The 16840-nt window shown below is 31.2% G+C and carries 16 protein-coding genes; 11 read left to right on the forward strand and 5 right to left on the reverse strand.

What is annotated here, in order from left to right:
• Positions 1-30: 30 nt before the first annotated feature.
• The 4 genes from B3792_RS03240 to B3792_RS03255 all read left to right on the forward strand — a co-directional run bounded on the left by B3792_RS03240 (position 31) and on the right by B3792_RS03255 (position 4350).
• Positions 31-1260: an ABC transporter permease gene (locus B3792_RS03240; RefSeq protein ID WP_115001360.1), complete on the forward strand. Its 1230-nt coding sequence runs from the start codon at positions 31-33 to the stop codon at positions 1258-1260.
• Positions 1261-1293: 33 nt separating this feature from the next.
• Complete coding sequence (locus B3792_RS03245) at positions 1294-2655, forward strand: pyridoxal-phosphate dependent enzyme (protein ID WP_115001359.1); 1362 nt, start codon at positions 1294-1296, stop codon at positions 2653-2655.
• 30 nt (positions 2656-2685) lie between these two features.
• Positions 2686-3414 (forward strand): LPS export ABC transporter ATP-binding protein, encoded by a 729-nt coding sequence (gene lptB, locus B3792_RS03250; protein WP_125348857.1) that lies wholly within the window; start codon positions 2686-2688, stop codon positions 3412-3414.
• Positions 3415-3648: 234 nt separating this feature from the next.
• A complete protein-coding gene (locus B3792_RS03255; protein WP_280045388.1) occupies positions 3649-4350 on the forward strand; it encodes a polysaccharide deacetylase family protein in 702 nt (233 codons plus the stop codon).
• 31 nt (positions 4351-4381) lie between these two features.
• Here the strand turns inward: B3792_RS03255 and B3792_RS03260 are convergent, their stop codons facing one another.
• Positions 4382-4621 (reverse strand): hypothetical protein, encoded by a 240-nt coding sequence (locus B3792_RS03260; protein WP_291068852.1) that lies wholly within the window; start codon positions 4619-4621, stop codon positions 4382-4384.
• Positions 4622-4748: 127 nt separating this feature from the next.
• Positions 4749-5267 (reverse strand): nucleoside 2-deoxyribosyltransferase domain-containing protein, encoded by a 519-nt coding sequence (locus B3792_RS03265; RefSeq protein ID WP_180904942.1) that lies wholly within the window; start codon positions 5265-5267, stop codon positions 4749-4751.
• A 148-nt stretch (positions 5268-5415) separates the two neighbouring features.
• Here B3792_RS03265 and B3792_RS03270 point away from each other — a divergent pair, with 148 nt between their 5' ends.
• Complete coding sequence (locus B3792_RS03270; protein ID WP_221856011.1) at positions 5416-6009, forward strand: hypothetical protein; 594 nt, start codon at positions 5416-5418, stop codon at positions 6007-6009.
• A 73-nt stretch (positions 6010-6082) separates the two neighbouring features.
• Here B3792_RS03270 and B3792_RS03275 read toward each other — a convergent pair whose 3' ends face one another.
• Together B3792_RS03275 and B3792_RS03280 are read right to left on the reverse strand one after the other, a co-directional pair.
• The gene (locus B3792_RS03275) at positions 6083-6526 is read right to left on the reverse strand and encodes a DUF4822 domain-containing protein (RefSeq protein ID WP_286494645.1); all 444 of its coding nucleotides are present in this window, start codon (positions 6524-6526) and stop codon (positions 6083-6085) included.
• A 184-nt stretch (positions 6527-6710) separates the two neighbouring features.
• Positions 6711-6845, reverse strand: coding sequence for a 30S ribosomal protein THX (locus B3792_RS03280; protein WP_219033578.1), 135 nt, complete (start codon positions 6843-6845; stop codon positions 6711-6713).
• 153 nt (positions 6846-6998) lie between these two features.
• Here B3792_RS03280 and B3792_RS03285 point away from each other — a divergent pair, with 153 nt between their 5' ends.
• Genes B3792_RS03285 through B3792_RS03295 form a run of 3 tightly spaced genes read left to right on the forward strand, consistent with a single transcriptional unit; the run spans position 6999 to position 11403 of the window.
• The gene (locus tag B3792_RS03285; protein ID WP_185144078.1) at positions 6999-7154 is read left to right on the forward strand and encodes a hypothetical protein; all 156 of its coding nucleotides are present in this window, start codon (positions 6999-7001) and stop codon (positions 7152-7154) included.
• A gap of 2 nt (positions 7155-7156) precedes the next feature.
• Positions 7157-8362, forward strand: coding sequence for a metallophosphoesterase family protein (locus B3792_RS03290; RefSeq protein ID WP_125348858.1), 1206 nt, complete (start codon positions 7157-7159; stop codon positions 8360-8362).
• Complete coding sequence (locus B3792_RS03295; RefSeq protein WP_286494643.1) at positions 8362-11403, forward strand: AAA family ATPase; 3042 nt, start codon at positions 8362-8364, stop codon at positions 11401-11403. The genes B3792_RS03290 and B3792_RS03295 overlap by 1 nt, the downstream gene beginning before the upstream one ends.
• 73 nt (positions 11404-11476) lie before the next feature.
• Here the strand turns inward: B3792_RS03295 and B3792_RS03300 are convergent, their stop codons facing one another.
• The gene (locus B3792_RS03300) at positions 11477-12556 is read right to left on the reverse strand and encodes a TerC family protein (protein WP_286494642.1); all 1080 of its coding nucleotides are present in this window, start codon (positions 12554-12556) and stop codon (positions 11477-11479) included.
• A gap of 111 nt (positions 12557-12667) precedes the next feature.
• Between B3792_RS03300 and B3792_RS03305 the strand changes: the two genes are divergently transcribed.
• Genes B3792_RS03305 through bshA form a run of 3 tightly spaced genes read left to right on the forward strand, consistent with a single transcriptional unit; the run spans position 12668 to position 16709 of the window.
• Positions 12668-14416 (forward strand): glycoside hydrolase family 3 protein, encoded by a 1749-nt coding sequence (locus B3792_RS03305; RefSeq protein WP_260391930.1) that lies wholly within the window; start codon positions 12668-12670, stop codon positions 14414-14416.
• 2 nt (positions 14417-14418) lie between these two features.
• The gene (locus B3792_RS03310; protein ID WP_125348799.1) at positions 14419-15549 is read left to right on the forward strand and encodes a serine hydrolase domain-containing protein; all 1131 of its coding nucleotides are present in this window, start codon (positions 14419-14421) and stop codon (positions 15547-15549) included.
• A 23-nt stretch (positions 15550-15572) separates the two neighbouring features.
• On the forward strand, positions 15573-16709 hold the full coding sequence (bshA, locus tag B3792_RS03315) for an N-acetyl-alpha-D-glucosaminyl L-malate synthase BshA (protein ID WP_125348800.1): 1137 nt from the start codon (positions 15573-15575) through the stop codon (positions 16707-16709).
• Positions 16710-16840 lie beyond the last annotated feature (131 nt).

The raw sequence follows: 16840 nt of genomic DNA on the forward strand, positions 1-16840 counted from the left end.
TTAGTTTTAATCTTATAAAAAATATATAATTTGAGTTTTTCTTGGTGGTTTTCAAAAAAAATTGCGCTTGGTAAAAATACTAAAAATAACTTATCGAGTATTATTATTCGAGTAGGTCAAATTGCGGTAGCATTAGGGTTGATTGTTTCTTTGGTGACAATTTCGACTGGTGTTGGAGCAAGAATGGCAATCAAAGAAAAATTGGCCGATTTTAATGGTCATATTACGATTAGAAACTATAATAGTAATACGTCATTAAATTCCGATTCATTATCACTTCATCAAGCTTTTTATCCAAAGTTTAAATCGATTCCAGAAATAGAACATGTACAAGCAATTGCCAATAAAAGTGGTGTTATCCGAACGGATGAAAACTTTAGTGGTGTGGTGTTCAAAGGAGTTGGAACAGATTATGATTCGGTTCGTTTCGAAAAATTTATGGTAAAAGGACATTTTCCTCGAATCAATAAAGATTCGATAATGGATGAGGTTTTATTATCTAAAAAGATTGCGGACGAAATGAAATTGGATGTTGATAGTTCGTTTGTGATGTATTTTATTCAAGAAGATACAAAGCCTATTTATCGTCGATTTACCATTTCTGGATTGTTCAAAACTGATATCAAAAATTTTGACGATCAAATTATGTTTGGTGATATCAAGCATGTGCAACGCCTTAATCGTTGGGATTCGACAACTGTTGGTGGTTTCGAACTATTTGTAAATGATGTCGAAAATATTGATCCAGTTGCAAAGCGTGTGCAAGAAAATATTCCATATAATTTGTATGCAGAATCAGCAACAGCATCTTTTGCTCAGATTAATGATTGGATTTCGATTTTCGACAAAAATATTGTCATTATTCTTTTTATCATGCTTTTTGTGGTGGTGATTAATATGGTGATGGTTTTATTGATATTAATTTTAGAACGAACACATTCAATCGGAATTTTAAAAGCATTTGGTGCGACAAATTGGCGAATCCGAAAATTATTCATCAATTACGCATTATTTATCATGTTACCAGGATTAATTGCTGGAAATGTAATTGGACTTGGATTATTATTCATTCAGAAATATTTCGGAATTATAAAACTTCCAGCAGAAAACTATTATTTATCAACAGCTCCAGTCTATTTAGACTTTGGCACAATTGTTTTATTAAATGCAGGAGCGTTATTAGTTTGTGCAATTGTATTACTTTTGCCTTCGTATATGATATCTAAAATTACACCTGCAAAAGCTATTAATTTTAGATAAAATTTAATGTTTTAATTTAAAAGTTAGAAAAAAATGAAATTCGCAAACAATATATTAGAAACGATTGGGAATACACCTTTGGTTAAAATTAATAAGATTACAAAGGATTTACCATGTACAGTTTTAGCAAAAGTTGAATATTTTAACCCTGGTCATTCTTGTAAAGATCGTATGGCGTTAAAAATGGTTGAAGATGCCGAAAAAGATGGTCGTTTAGTTCCAGGAGGTACAATTATCGAAGGTACTTCTGGTAACACAGGAATGGGATTGGCTTTGGCTGCTGTGATCAAAGGTTACAAATTAATTTGTGTGATTACAGACAAACAATCGAAAGAGAAAATGGATATTTTGCGCGCTGTTGGTGCAAAAGTTGTGGTTTGTCCTACGGATGTTGAGCCAGATGATCCACGTTCTTATTATTCAGTTTCTAAACGTTTGGCTCAAGAAACACCGAATGGTTGGTATGTCAATCAGTATGATAATCCATCAAATGCAATTGCGAATTATGAGCAAACTGGACCAGAAATTTGGGAACAAACAGAAGGAAAAGTAACGCATTTTATTGTTGGTGTTGGAACTGGAGGAACAATTTCAGGAGTTGGGAAATACTTGAAAGAAAAAAATCCTAATATTAAAATTTGGGGAGTTGATACGTATGGATCAGTTTTCAAAAAATATAAAGAAACAGGAATCTTCGACGAAAATGAAGTGTATTCTTATGTAACAGAAGGAATTGGTGAAGATATTTTACCAGAAAACGTAGATTTTGATATTATTGATGGATTTACAAAAGTGACTGATAAAGATGCAGCGGTTTATACGCGTCGTTTAGCTTTAGAAGAAGGTTTGTTTGTTGGAATGTCTTCGGGATCAGCGATCAAAGGATTGTTGCAAATGAAGGACGAATTCGGACCAGATGATGTTGTAGTAGTTTTATTCCACGATTCAGGTTCTCGTTATGTAGGAAAAATCTTTAACGATGATTGGATGCGTGACAGAGGATATTTGGACGAAGAAATCAAAACAGCTGTCGATTTAATCAAAGAACATGTTGATAAACCTTTGGTTACGGTTCGTACAGAGGAATTGGCTTCTCATGCAATTGATCGTATGCGTCGTTTCAAAATTTCTCAAATTCCAGTAATGGACGTGAATGGAATTGTTGGTTCTTTGGATGAATCAGATTTGTTTCAAGCATTTTTAGAAGATAGAAATGTTGCTGAAAAACCTGTTCACGAAATAATGGGAAAACCATATCCAGTCGTAAAAGCAGGAACATCTATCGAAGAAGTTTCGAAGTTAATTACAAAGGATAATCAAGCTGTTTTAATAGAATTAGAAAACGGAAAATATCATATCATCACAAAATATGATATTATTAACTCGATTAAATAACAAAAATCCTATCTTTGAAGCGATATGGGAATTGTATTAAAAGGTCAGAATTTAGTAAAAGATTACGGTAAAAAACATGTCGTAAAAAATGTGTCTTTTCAAGTAGAACAAGGAGAAATTATTGGATTATTAGGACCAAATGGTGCTGGTAAAACGACTTCTTTCTACATGATTGTTGGTTTGGTAAAGGCTACGCAAGGAAAAGTTTTTTTGGATAAACAAGATATCACAAACGATGCGATGTACAAACGCGCGCAAAAAGGTATTGGATATTTGGCGCAAGAAGCCTCTGTTTTTCGTAAACTTTCTGTAGAAGATAATATCAAATCAGTTTTACAATTCACGAAACATTCCAAAAAAGAGCAACAAATGCGCACAGATGCTTTGATTGAAGAGTTCTCGTTAGAGCATGTTCGTAAAAATCGTGGTGATTTACTTTCTGGAGGTGAGCGTCGTCGTTGCGAAATAGCACGTTGTTTGGCAACAGAACCTAATTTTATTTTATTAGATGAGCCTTTTGCTGGAGTTGACCCTATTGCGGTTGAGGATATTCAGAAAATTGTACGTTCGTTAAAAGATAAAAATATCGGAATCTTAATTACCGATCATAATGTATCGCAAACGCTTGCAATTACCGATAAAACATATATTATGTTCGAAGGTAAAATCTTGAAAGAAGGTTCGCCAGAAGAATTAGCAAATGATGAAGATGTTCGTCGCGTTTATCTAGGTGAAAACTTTATGTATCAGCAGATATAAATTACAATATAGTATTTTCTAAACCACTCAATTTTGAGTGGTTTTTTTTTAAAACTTCAAAATCATCTAAAATTAAAATTTGCTTAATTTTAAAAATTTCTGATTTTAATAGTTGCTTTTTCGATATATTTAACTACTAAAACTTACTGATAAAGAATGCTAAAACTCAACTATTATTTTGTTTGTCTGATTTCAATTTTTGTGTTGAATAGCTGTACACACGAATAAGATGCGATAAAAGAAACAAAAAAATCTACAAATAGAGGAGGAGTGGTGCTTACATTTGATGATGATTATGTGGACGAATGGTTCAATGCGAATTTAAAATTGAAACAATACAATTGGAAAGGAACGTTTTATGTAACGCATTTTGATAAGCTTTCGGAGAGTCAAATTCGTGAGTTAACTTATCTGCAACAAAACGGAAATGAGATTGCTGCGGATGGTTTAATTCATGTATATACAACAAAGTATATAAAAGAATTTGGAGGAAAAGAATTTATTGAAAAAGAAATTGCTCCAATGCTAAGTTTGATGAAAAACAAAGGTTTTGATGTAACCGATTTTTCTTATCCTTATGGCGATCGAAGTGTAGAATCGGGTCAATTACTTTTCAATCATTTTAAAACCTTAAGAGGAACAACTTATGGAAACGAAGCGCCTAATTTTCAGAACTGTTATTATCAAAATAAACCGTTATTTTTTGGTTTAGGAATCGATAATAGTTACGAGCATTTTAATGTGCCTTATTATATTTCGTTGTTGCAATATGCAAAGGATAACAATAAGATAGTCATTTTTTACGCGCATAAAACAGTTGCAAAAGCAATTAATAATTATGAAACTGAATTTAAAACCTTAGAAGAGATTTGCAAGTTTGTGAAGAATAATGATATGAAGTTTTATACAGTTAATGACTTACAAAAATTGAAATAAAAAAATGCTCAAATTCTTGAGCATTTTTCGTTTATTCTATAAAAAGTAAATTTCCTTTTTGATTAACAGCCTCTTTGAAATAAAGATAAACATCTTGTATATCAAAACGTCTAAAATTGATAGCGTTAGAAATATTTTGTTCAGGAAGTTGATAAATCATTTCAAAATTTAACATGCTACCAAAACCAGAACTCTCGATTTTTTCGACCAAAATTCCTAAAGATTCTAATCGTTCAATCAACCGATTAATTTCCAAATCATTATGTTTCATAATCTGTAAAACTTACTATTAAAGCGGTTTCAAAGCTAAAACATAAATTTTTAAAATAAGATTTTGAGAAATAAAATTATATGTTAAACCTTTCGATTCAAAACTTAATTCTCTCTCTTATAATTAATTATTTTAGAATATTTTTTAAATAATCTAACACATTTTCTATCGAATCAAATTGTTTTACACCATATTTTTCTGCCGTAATATCAACATTTCCTTTTCGCCAAAAACCATCTGGACAAATCACCAAAAGTTTTCCACTTTTTGCATACAATCCCATTTCTAACAAACTAATCGGACTTTTAGAATCTTTTCCAAAAAACATAATAATATAGTCTGCATTTTCTAATGCATTCAACTCCCATTCCACTTGTTTGCGAAATTCGGGCTCTTCTTTCACAGGCTTCCAAGCGGTATTCCAATCATCACGACGAGGATTTAGCAAGATGACTTTTTCATTTTTCAATTCTTTTGAAACCTTCGCTTGCCAATCTTCAGAATTTCTCATATCAATTGTTCCGCCCAAAAATATCTTTGTACGTTGATCATTTTTAGGAAGTTTATTCGGCGATTTTATTTCAAGAGATTGAGCAAAAATTGTAGTATTCAATAATAGAAATAAGGCAAATAAAATTGCTTTCATGTTGTTTTTGTTTCTGTAAATATAATGAGGTTGTTGATTTTGTATTTAATGACTTTTGTTAGAATTGGCTTGAAACAAAGAATATTTAACATAGATTTTATACTTTTTGAATAGATTTGAGGTTGTTTAGTATAAATAATAATCATACATGAAAAAGTTATTACCTTTTTTTGCTGCTTTTGTAATCTTTTCTTGTCAAGAAGACGAAGTGACAACTCCAGTCAAAGAACAGCCTACGAATCCTCAACCAACGGAAACTGAAATTTTCAAATTCGATAAAAATGTTTCAATTTTAGATGCATACTATTACAAAGGAATAAACGGAAAAGATTATCCGGTAGAAGCAGAAGCTTTTTTCAAGAAAACGTGGACGCTTTACGAAGATCCTTCTGTCAAATCTATTGAATTGAAAAAAGATTCGATTATAATCAATGAAGAATTGAAAACGTCTAAATTTAAATCAACTATAGAAGAAAATAATCTGTATGCTACTGACGGTTCAAGAAAAATATTGTTGGGTCGAATTGATAAAACAACAAATTCATTTTATTTGTTCAAACATTTTGAGTCTTATGCTGTTGTAGATCCTGAAAATGGAAGTTCTGCTTCTGGTAAAAGTTCTTCTTTTGGAAAAATTACAAAAGACAATATTTTTCCAAGAATTATAGATAAGCCTGAAAGTTTAAAACAAGAAGGAGCTTATGTTTTTTGGAATAATGTTGAATATAAATTTGTGAAATAATAACAAAAAAAGCTAAGTGTCAATTGACGCTTAGCTTTTTAAATTTAAATATTTGGATGATATTGATGTGACACTATTTTGTTGGCTCTTTGTGAGCTTTAGGCGTATGTACGATATAGAAATAAACAGATTTATCATCATTAGACGGATAAATTCTGTAAGTAAATTCTTGTTTTGTTAAAACTGTAATGTCAACAATTCGTGTAAACAAAACTTCTACTGCATCATTTTTAGCAACGATTGTTCTTGTTTTTCCTTCTTCAGAAACAGACCAATCTCCTTTCATTTTTGGCGTATCATCTAAATTGAACATAGTAAATGTATCATCTTTTTTGAAATAGGTATAACCTACAAAATTAGAAACATTAGTGTCTGTTAAGGCTACATTTTGTCCTTTATTGTTCAAAGCATTAGTTGTTTCCCAAGAAGTAAAGGATAAAATTTCGCTTGGCGTTAATTGCTCTGTAATTCCTGAATCATCATCATTGTTACAACTAAAAAGTGTTAATCCAACCAATAATACAAAAATGCTTGTTGTAATTCTTTTTAAAAATATTCATGTTTTATTTTTTGATAGCACAAATAAACTCAATATTTAATGGCTTAAATTGTAGATTTTATTCTCATCATTGGATAAATTATTGTTGAGTTGAATAAAATAAAAAAGCTGAAAATCAATCCTGATTTTCAGCTTCAAAAAATTACTTTTTAGCTTTTTTGGTTGGTTTTTCTTCAACAACATCTTCCTCATAATAATACTTATGTCTCGGACGTTTTACACCATAAGAGCCATTCACAATTTTTCCTCTTCTCGATTTTTTATCGCCTTTTCCCATTATAAATGTTTTAAAATTAATAAATTCGATTACTTTCTAGCCAAGTTAATAATTTCAATTTAGTTGGACAAAAGATTTACAATTCTTTATCATTTAATCTAACTTTGCGACATCATTTGGCGTGGAGAAAAATTAATTTTAAACCAAATAGAAATGAGTAGAAATACAGATGCAAATAAAAAAGCGCATAAGAAAAAGTTAGATCAAAAGAAACGTAAAGCGCAAGAAGCCGAAGCTGAACGCAAAGCTCGATTAAAAGCAATCAATCAACGATTTAATGATAAAAATAAACCAGAAACGGAAGAATAATGATAAAAATTCTACATACAGCCGATTGGCACTTGGGCAAAAAATTGGATAGTTTTTCGCGATTAGAAGAACAAATTTTAGTGATGAACGAGATTATCGAAATTGCAGATCAACAACAAGTCGATTTGGTACTTATTGCGGGCGATTTATTTGATAATTTTAATCCAAGTGTGGAAGCTGTAGAATTATTTTATAAAACATTAAAAAGACTTTCGAATAACGGAAAACGTCCTGTTGTAGCGATTTCTGGTAATCACGATTCTCCAAGTTTGATTGATGCGCCAGATCCGTTGGCACGCGAATGTGGAATTATTTTGATTGGTTATCCAAATGCAAAAATTCAGGAATTTGAATTAAATGATTTCAAAATTTTAAAATCTGTAGAAGGAATGATTGAATTGAAATTAAATTCTTTCGATTACCCGATTCGAATTATTCATACGCCTTATGCAAACGAAATTCGTTTGAAACAATATTTTGGAGAGAATAAAGAAGATGCATTGAATGAAGTTTTAGCGACAAATTGGAAAAATATTGCGGATGAATATTGTGACGAAAATGGTGTTAATTTATTGATAGCACATTTGTATATGAACCAAAAAGGTGCTGAAATTTTAGAGGAACCAGAAGGCGAAAAACCGATTAAAATTGGAAATGCAGATATGATTTTTTCCGAAGCTATTCCGCCTCAAATTCAATATACAGCGCTTGGACATTTGCATGGTTTTAAGAACATCGGAACAGAAGAAAAACCTGTTGTGTACAGCTCTTCGCCTTTGTGTTATAGTTTTTCCGAAGCTGGTCAAACCAAGTATGTTTCGGTAATAGAAGCAGAACCAAATAAAACTATTTCTTATCATAAAATTGAATTAAAGCATGGAAAACCGCTTATTCGAAAAACTTTTGATGATATAAATTTAGCTGTAGAATGGTTGAATGAAAATCAAAATGCGTTGGTTGAATTGATTTTAGAAAGTGATTCTTTTTTGAAAGCTGATGAACGAAAATTGATTTATCAATCACATGATGGAATTATTCATTTGATTCCGAAAGTTAAAAATCAAGAGGTTGAAATGGTTGAGTATAAGTTTGCAGATCAAACAAAAGATATGAAGGAATTGTTTGCAGATTATTTCAAATCGAAAAATGGAAATCAAGAACCAAACGACGAAATAAAGGATTTGTTTAACGAAATTTTGAATTCATAATGATTCCAGTAAAATTAACCATAGAAGGACTTTATTCGTATCAAGAACGTCAAACAATTGACTTTTCTGAATTAACAGAAGCAGGATTATTTGGAATTTTCGGGAATGTAGGTTCCGGAAAATCGTCAATTTTGGAAGCGATTATGTACGTTTTGTATGGCGAAACAGAACGTCTAAATTCCAAAGATAAGCGTGCTTACAATATGATGAATTTGAAATCGAATTTGGCATATATCGAGTTTGATTTCTATAATTTTGAACAAAAATTATTCAGAGCAACACGTGAATTTAAAAGAAATTCGAAACGTTTTGAAGATGTAAAATCGCCAATAGTTGTTTTTTATGAACAAAAAGACAATGAATGGATTCCGCTTAATCATTCGAAAGCAGAAGAAATAATTGGGTTGAGTTACGAAAATTTCAAACGAACAATTATTATTCCGCAAGGGCAATTCAAGGAATTTATTGAGTTGGGTGCAAAAGATCGAACACAAATGATGAAGGAAATTTTTGGACTTCATCGTTATGATTTACAAGATAAAGTTGCAGCTTTAAATTCTCAAAACTTAACGAATTTGAATCAACTAGAAGGGAAATTATCTGGATTTGAAGAAGTTTCGGAAGAAAAAATAAAAGAGCTTGAAGAAAATTTGATTGAGCAAACAAAAGTTACCAATCAAGTTCAAGAAGAATATAATCAAATGAATGAATCATTTCAACGTTTAAAAGCGTTGAAATCAGATTTTGAGACTTTAAAACAAAAGAAAATTGATTTTGAAAAAGTTTCAGTTCAGAAAAATGAAATGGATCAACGAAAACTTGAAATTGAGCGCTATGAATTGATTTTTAATGCGTTTTCTCAACTTTTAGAAAATCATAAAAAACTTTCAAATCAGATTGAAGAAAAGTCAATTTCAGTTGAAAATCAACAAAAACAACTGACTTTAATCGAGAATCAAATCAAAGAAATTTCGAACCAAATTGAAGCGATTAAAACTGATTATGAAACTTTACCAATAAAACGAAAAGAAGAAACAGATTTAGAATTAATAGTTCAAATTTTAACTTTTTCAGAGGAGATAGAAAAGTTAAAAGTAAGAACAGCAAAAGGTTTGAAAGAAGTTGAAGAGGTTCAGAAAAATGAACAGAAAATTGAAGCTTCAATCAAATTATCTGAAAAAGAAGTCAAAACTTTAGCTGAGTCAAAAATAGATGCGCAAACATTGATGGAGGTTGGAAATTGGTTTGTTCAGAATCAAAATTTGCAACAATCTATTCAGAAACAACAAACTAAAATAGATGAGCAAAAGCAACAAATTAATGTTTTCGAAGCTCAATTCAAAACAGATAATATTGAAATTTCAAGTTTTGAAAATTGGTTTAGTTCTGAATTTGAAAAGCTTGAATCAACTAAAAAATCAATTGAAAAACAGAAAAATGAATTAGAAGTTCAGCAAAAGTTGGTTCATTTTGCACATAATTTACACGAAGGTGAATCTTGTCCGCTTTGTGGCGCTTTAGAGCATCCGAATATTGTTGAAATTGATGATATTTCCACGAAATTTGAAGTTGTAAATAATGAATTAAATCAAATTGATGAAAAGTTAAAATCGCTTCAGAAAAAACAAAATGAAGTTCAGAAAATGATTGATCAAAAACAGTTTATTGAAAAACAAATTGCACAAGAAAATCAAGTTTTGAATGATCTGAAAATTGAACAAGAAAATCATCTGAATTTGTTTGTTTGGAAAGATTTTGATTCGAAAAATGTTGAATTATTTGAAGAAAAAAAGAAAGCAGCTGTTGCTTTGGACAAAACAATTTCGGATAAAAATAAAGAGATTGAAACTTTTCGTGAAACTTTAGAGAAAGAACGTGAATCTGTTGAAAAATATAAAAATGCTTTAGAAAAATTTAGATTAGAAGAAGCTGAAAAAGCTTCTCAAATCAAGCAAAATCAAGCAAATTTGAAAGTCTTGAAATTTGAAGATTTTCAAAATCAAACAACAGAAAATGTGCTTCAAAATTTGAATGATTTAAAGTTAAATAATACAAAAATTGAACAAGATTATATTCAATTTACAGAAAGTTTAAATCAATTGAATCCAAAATTAGCTTCTCAAAAAACTTCAATTGAATTAGTTGAAAAACAACTTATTGAGTTAAAAGAAGAGTTGGCTATTAATCAAAATCAAATAGAAAAAGCATTAGAAAAATATCAAATACAAAACATTGAAGAGGTTCAATTTGTTTTAAATCAGAAATTTAATGTTTCTCAAATCAGAAAAGAGTTGGAAGATTTTCGAATTTTGTATGAAACGTTGAAAAATTTAATTCATGAATTAGAGCAAAAATTATCGGAAGTTTCTTTTGATGAAACGATTTATAAAATACAAGAAGAAAAATTGATTTTTGTGACAAGTCAATTGAAAGAAGCTACTGAAGTTGTAACTAAAATAAAAGCTGAAATTGAGCGATTGAATAAATCTTTTGTAGAAAAGAAAGATTTGTTAATTGAATTGGAAAAGTTGAAAAAGCGTGCGGCTAATTTACAAACGATGCGAAATTTGTTTAATTCAGCAGGATTTGTGCAATATGTTTCGTTAATTTATTTGAAACAATTATGTGATAACGCAAATGTGAGATTTCATCGAATGACGAGAAATCAATTAAGTTTACAAATGAATGACAACAATGATTTTGAGATTATAGATTATTTGAACGAAGGTCGTTCACGTAGTGTGAAAACGCTTTCTGGGGGACAATCTTTCCAAGTTTCTTTGAGTTTGGCTTTGGCTTTGGCAGAAAGTGTGCAAACAAATGCGAAGTCGGAAAAGAACTTCTTCTTTATTGATGAAGGTTTTGGAACGCAAGACGCAGATGCGGTAAATATCGTGTTTGAAACGTTGATGAGTTTACAAAAAGAAAACCGAATTGTCGGAATTATTTCTCACGTAGACGAATTAAAAGATCGAATTCCAGTTGCTTTGCAAATCACAAAAGATGAAGAAAGAGGTAGTTTGATAGAAGTTGTTTCGTAAGGTATAATGATTATAAAATAAACCCCAAGATTGAATTTAATCTTGGGGTTTATCATTATATGAAGATAATAATCTATTCCTTAACCTCTGATTTATTCGAAATTAACGACCAAATAATTGTTATTAATAAAACTCCACCAATTATTGACAATGAAATAGTCGATTCGAAATGATAGAATGGCATAATAATCATTTTAATTCCGATAAAACTTAAAATAATCGCTAAGCCGTAATGTAGTTTATTGAATTTATCCATTGAATTTGCCAACAAGAAATATAATGAACGAAGTCCTAAAATTGCAAAAATATTAGATGAATATAGAATAAAAGGATCGTCTGGAGCAACAGCGAATATAGCAGGAATACTATCTACAGCGAAAACCAAATCAGTTACTTCAATTACCATTAAAGCGACGAAAAGTGGTGTTGCCATTTTAATTCCGTTTTGAACAGAAAAGAATTTATCTCCATCAAAATTCGGTGTAACTTTAAAGAATTTGTGTACCAATTTAACACCAAAATTTTGTGATAAATCTTGATTTTCATCATCATCACTTGATTTCCAAGATTTGATTCCGGCGACAATTAAGAAGAAACCAAACAGTGTTAAAACGACATTTGGACGGAAGAATTGTTTTGCTTCAAAATTTGCATGAGTTGCTTCATCACCAAGATTAAAGTGCCAATCTCCAATAGAAAAAGATGGTAAATAAGTCATTTTAATTAATTCAACACCTGCAAAAATAAAGATTGCTCTAAAAAGAAGAGCACCTAAAATTCCCCAAAAAAGGACTTTATGTTGATATTCTTTTGGAATTTTAAAGAATCCAAAAACGAGTATGAAGACGAATAAATTATCTACGGATAAGGCTTTTTCTATCCAATACGCCGCCTGGAATTGCGAAAATTTATTGATGGCAAATGCATGTCCATCTGCTTCTTTAAAAACGAAATAAATCACTCCACTAAAAATCATCGCCAAGGAAATCCAAACGATAGTCCAAGTAAGCGCTTCTTTGTTCGAAACCGCGTGTGCATTTTTATTAAAAACACCTAAATCAAGTAGTAACATAATAATTACTGCAACTCCAAAAACAGTTATTAGTCCAGGATGATTCAACATGCTATCCTGTACAACACTGAAAATACTCATATAAATTTATTTAATTTGACAATTTACTATAAATTTACCAATCCTAACTTGATTGGCCTTTAAAAAATGTTTCTAAAAAAGAAAAAACAAGCAAAATTAATTTATTCCGGAATGAAAAGAGTAATCGCATACGTATTCTTAACAATTATTTTACCTATAGCTTCGAAAGCGCAACACGTTTCGCCATTGTACAAAGATTCTATTCAGATGAAATGGGTGAATGAGAAGTATAATTCAATGTCATTGGAAGAAAAAGTAGGTCAGTTATTTATCGTTGCAGCCTATACAAATAGAGATGTGGTGCATGAAAATGATATTCAAAAATTAATTGAAGAAGAACATATCGGAGGATTAATTTTTATGCAAGATCAAGCGGCTCATCAAATTGAGTTGACAAATAAATTTCAATCTATTTCTAAAATTCCATTGTTAATTGGAATGGATGCAGAATGGGGATTGGCAATGCGTTTGAAAGGAGTGGAGCGTTTTCCTTGGAATATGACGCTTGGTGCTCTACGCAATAATAAGTTGGTGTATCAAGTTGGAAAACAAATTGGTATACAAGCGAACAGAATGGGTGTTCAGTTTAATTTTTCACCTTCAGTTGATGTCAATGTTAATCCAAATAACCCAATTATCGGGAATCGTTCTTTTGGTTCAAATCCAGATCGAGTTGCAGAAAAAGGAATTGCTTATATGGATGGAATGCGTGCGCAAAACGTATTATCGTCTGCAAAACATTTTCCTGGACATGGAAATACAGATCAAGATTCGCACAAAGTTTTGCCGTTGATTCCAGATAATAAAGCAGATTTAGAGAAATATCACATTGCACCTTTCAAGAAAATGATTGATGAAGGTGTACAGTCAATTATGGTGGCGCATCTAAATGTTCCAGCTTTAGAACCAGATCCAAAAATACCTTCAACTTTATCTAAAAATATTATTACAGATTATTTGAAAGGAGAATTACAATTCAAAGGAATTGTGATTACAGATGCGTTGAATATGGATGGTGTAGCAAAAATGTTTCCTGCTGGTGATGTAGATTATAGAGCATTTGTAGCGGGAAATGATATTTTATTGTTTTCGCAAAATGTACACGTTGGGAAACAAAAAATTATTGATGCAATAAATAAAGGTCAGATTTCTGAAGCACGTTTAGAAGAAAGTGTGAAGAAAATTTTGATGGCAAAATATATTACAGGTTTAAATGAAATAAAAACTTTAAATTCTGCAAATGTTTTAGAAGATTTAAATTCTCCTGAAAATTTAGCGTTAACAACTAAAATTTTTGAGAAAGCTTCGACAGTTGTAAAGAATGAACACAAACTTTTACCAATTAAAAAATTGAATCAAAAAATAGCTTTTGTTCCCCTTGAACAAACAGATTATGATCAATTTTTGAGACATTTACAAAAATATACAAATGTTGAGTTGGTGAAGATTTCAAATCCAAATCAGATCAATTTATTGAATGATTATGATGTGATTATTTCGGGAGCGTTTTTATCGAATGAAACGGTTTACAAACCATATAAATTGTCAGATAACTCGAAAGCAATTTTGAAAGCATTACCAAAAGATAAAAAGAAAATCTTCTCATTATTCACAAGTCCTTATGGTTTGAAAGATCTTGATTTATCAAATTTAGATGCGGTTACAGTTCATTATCAAAATACAAAAGATGCGCAAGCAGCTGCTGCGCAAGTTATTTTTGGAGCAATTGATGCAGATGGAACATTTCCGGTAGATATCAATCAAAACTTGAAAGAAGGGCAAGGAATTGTAACAAAACACATCAAACGTTTAGGATTTACTGCACCTGAAAATGTGAATTTAGGAAAAAAAAACTCTTAGAAATAGATAAACTTGCCGAAGAAGCAATTGCAAATCATTACACGCCTGGAATGCAAATTTTAGTCGCAAAAGACGGGAAAATCGTGTATGATAAAAGCTTTGGAACTCAAGATAAAAATTCTTTAAAAAAAGTGAAGTGGACAGATTTATATGATGTCGCTTCTGTAACAAAGGTGACGGCGACGTTGCCTTTGTTGATGCTGGAGGTAAACGAAGGAAAATTAAACCTTGAGCAAACAATTGGAGAAATTGATAATGATGCAAAAAACTCGAACAAATCTTCCTTAAAAGTTCGTGAAGTATTAGCGCATCAAGCTGGTCTTAAGCCATGGATTGGTTTTTACAATGAAACTGTCAATGTAAAAAATGCGCGATTATATTTAGATTTCTATTCGAGAAAGCAAGATGAGGAACATCAGATAAAAGTTACAGATAACATTTATATTATCAACTCTATTAAAGATACGATTTACGAAGATATTTATAAATCATCTTTAGGCCGTAAATCATACGAATACTCAGACTTAGGCTATTATATTTTCAAGAAGAAATTAGAAAAGGATTTTGGGAAAGATTTGAATCAATTGACACAAGAAAAATTTTATCAATCATTGGGAATGTATCGCACAACTTTTAATCCAAAAGAAAAATTTAGTTTAGAAGATATTATTCCAACCGAATACGACAAAACCTATAGAAATCAATTGGTACATGGTTTTGTACACGATCAAGGAGCTGCGATGATGGGCGGAATTGCTGGTCATGCTGGTTTATTCTCTAACTCGATTGATTTGGCAAAATTGATGCAAATGTATTTGAATGGTGGAGAATATGGCGATGAGGTTTATTTGAAGCCAGAGATAGTTGCGGAATTTACAAAACAACAATTCAAAGGAAATCATCGTGGAGCTGGTTTTGATAAAATGCAACATATTTCTAAAGTTGGCCCATCTGTCGAAAGTTTTGGTCATACAGGTTTTACTGGATCTATGGTTTGGGCTGATCCTAAATATAACATAGTGTATATTTTTCTTTCGAATCGTGTCAATGAAACCGTCGAACCAAATTATCTTTCCATTAAAAAAGTGAGAGAAAATATTCGACAAGTAATTTATGAAGCAATTTTACCTTAAATTTGTCTAAATAAAAATCGCGAATGAAAATAGGAATTGTATGCTATCCAACCTATGGAGGGAGTGGAATTGTGGCAACAGAACTGGGAATGGATTTAGCGGAAAAAGGTCATGAAGTACATTTTTTTAGCACAAATGTTCCTGCGAGATTAAACATCAAATTACCAAATATATACTTTCATCGAATTCATGTCGAAACGTATCCATTGTTTCAATATCAGCCATACGATTTGGCGTTGAGTACAATTTTGTATGATAAAGTTTTGCATTACGAATTAGATTTGGTTCATGTACATTATGCGATCCCGCATGCGTATGCGGCGTATTTTACGAAACAAATGTTGGCTCGAAAGGGGTATAAATTACCAATTGTAACAACGTTGCACGGAACAGATATTACGTTGGTAGGGAAACATCCTGTGTATAAAACGGCTGTTGAGTTTTCGATCAATGAATCGGATGCTGTAACGTCAGTTTCCGAAAGTTTGAAACAAGATACTTTACAAGCATTTGACATTACAAATGAAATAGAAGTAGTGCCAAATTTTATTGATAATGATCAATATTTGCCAGAGAAATGTGTGTGTTGTCGTGATAATTTTGCGCAACCAAAAGAGAAGGTAATTTTGCACACTTCAAACTTGAGAAAGGTAAAACGTATTGAAGATGTAATTGGAACGTTTAATTTGATCCAGAAACAAATTCCATCGAAATTGATTATTGCTGGAGAAGGTCCTGAATGGGATATGGCGGATCAAATGATTCAAGAATTTGGAATTCAAGATAAAGTGAAAAGTCTTGGAATGGTAAGTGACTTGAATGATGTTTTGAAAGCGGCAGATTTATTCCTTTTACCTTCCGAACAAGAAAGTTTTGGTTTGGCAGCACTTGAAGCTATGGCGGCAAGTGTTCCGGTTATTTCGTCCAATGCAGGCGGAATTCCAGAAGTAAATATTAACGGAGTCACTGGTTTTGTTTGCCCAGTAGGAGATATTGAAATGATGGCAGAAAAAGCGATTTATATTTTAGAGGACGAAAAGCGTTTGGCAGAGTTTAGTTATCAAGCAAAAGAACAAGCGATACGATTTGATAAAACGAATATTCTTCCGCAATATGAAGAATTGTATCGCAAAGTAATTGCAAAATCTAAAATCGGGTAAATCCCGATTTTTTTATTTAATAGGATTTTCTTCCTCCCATTTTTTCCATGACGTCTTATCGCCTTTTAACCATAAGATATATTGTTTTATTATTAAGCCAGAAATTGCGTCTGGATATCCCCCTGAATTTT

It is taken from the genome of Empedobacter sp. UBA5924 (genome assembly GCF_002431085.1).
GTDB lineage: Bacteria > Bacteroidota > Bacteroidia > Flavobacteriales > Weeksellaceae > Empedobacter > Empedobacter falsenii_B.

Coding starts and splice junctions, on each gene's coding strand:
- B3792_RS03245 (WP_115001359.1), top strand. CDS start 1,294: ATGAAATTCGCAAACAATATATTAGAAACGATTGGGAATACACCTTTG.
- B3792_RS03260 (WP_291068852.1), bottom strand. CDS start 4,621: ATGAAACATAATGATTTGGAAATTAATCGGTTGATTGAACGATTAGAA.
- B3792_RS03265 (WP_180904942.1), bottom strand. CDS start 5,267: ATGAAAGCAATTTTATTTGCCTTATTTCTATTATTGAATACTACAATT.
- B3792_RS03270 (WP_221856011.1), top strand. CDS start 5,416: ATGAAAAAGTTATTACCTTTTTTTGCTGCTTTTGTAATCTTTTCTTGT.
- B3792_RS03280 (WP_219033578.1), bottom strand. CDS start 6,845: ATGGGAAAAGGCGATAAAAAATCGAGAAGAGGAAAAATTGTGAATGGC.
- B3792_RS03285 (WP_185144078.1), top strand. CDS start 6,999: ATGAGTAGAAATACAGATGCAAATAAAAAAGCGCATAAGAAAAAGTTA.
- B3792_RS03295 (WP_286494643.1), top strand. CDS start 8,362: ATGATTCCAGTAAAATTAACCATAGAAGGACTTTATTCGTATCAAGAA.
- B3792_RS03300 (WP_286494642.1), bottom strand. CDS start 12,556: ATGAGTATTTTCAGTGTTGTACAGGATAGCATGTTGAATCATCCTGGA.
- B3792_RS03305 (WP_260391930.1), top strand. CDS start 12,668: ATGAAAAGAGTAATCGCATACGTATTCTTAACAATTATTTTACCTATA.
- bshA (WP_125348800.1), top strand. CDS start 15,573: ATGAAAATAGGAATTGTATGCTATCCAACCTATGGAGGGAGTGGAATT.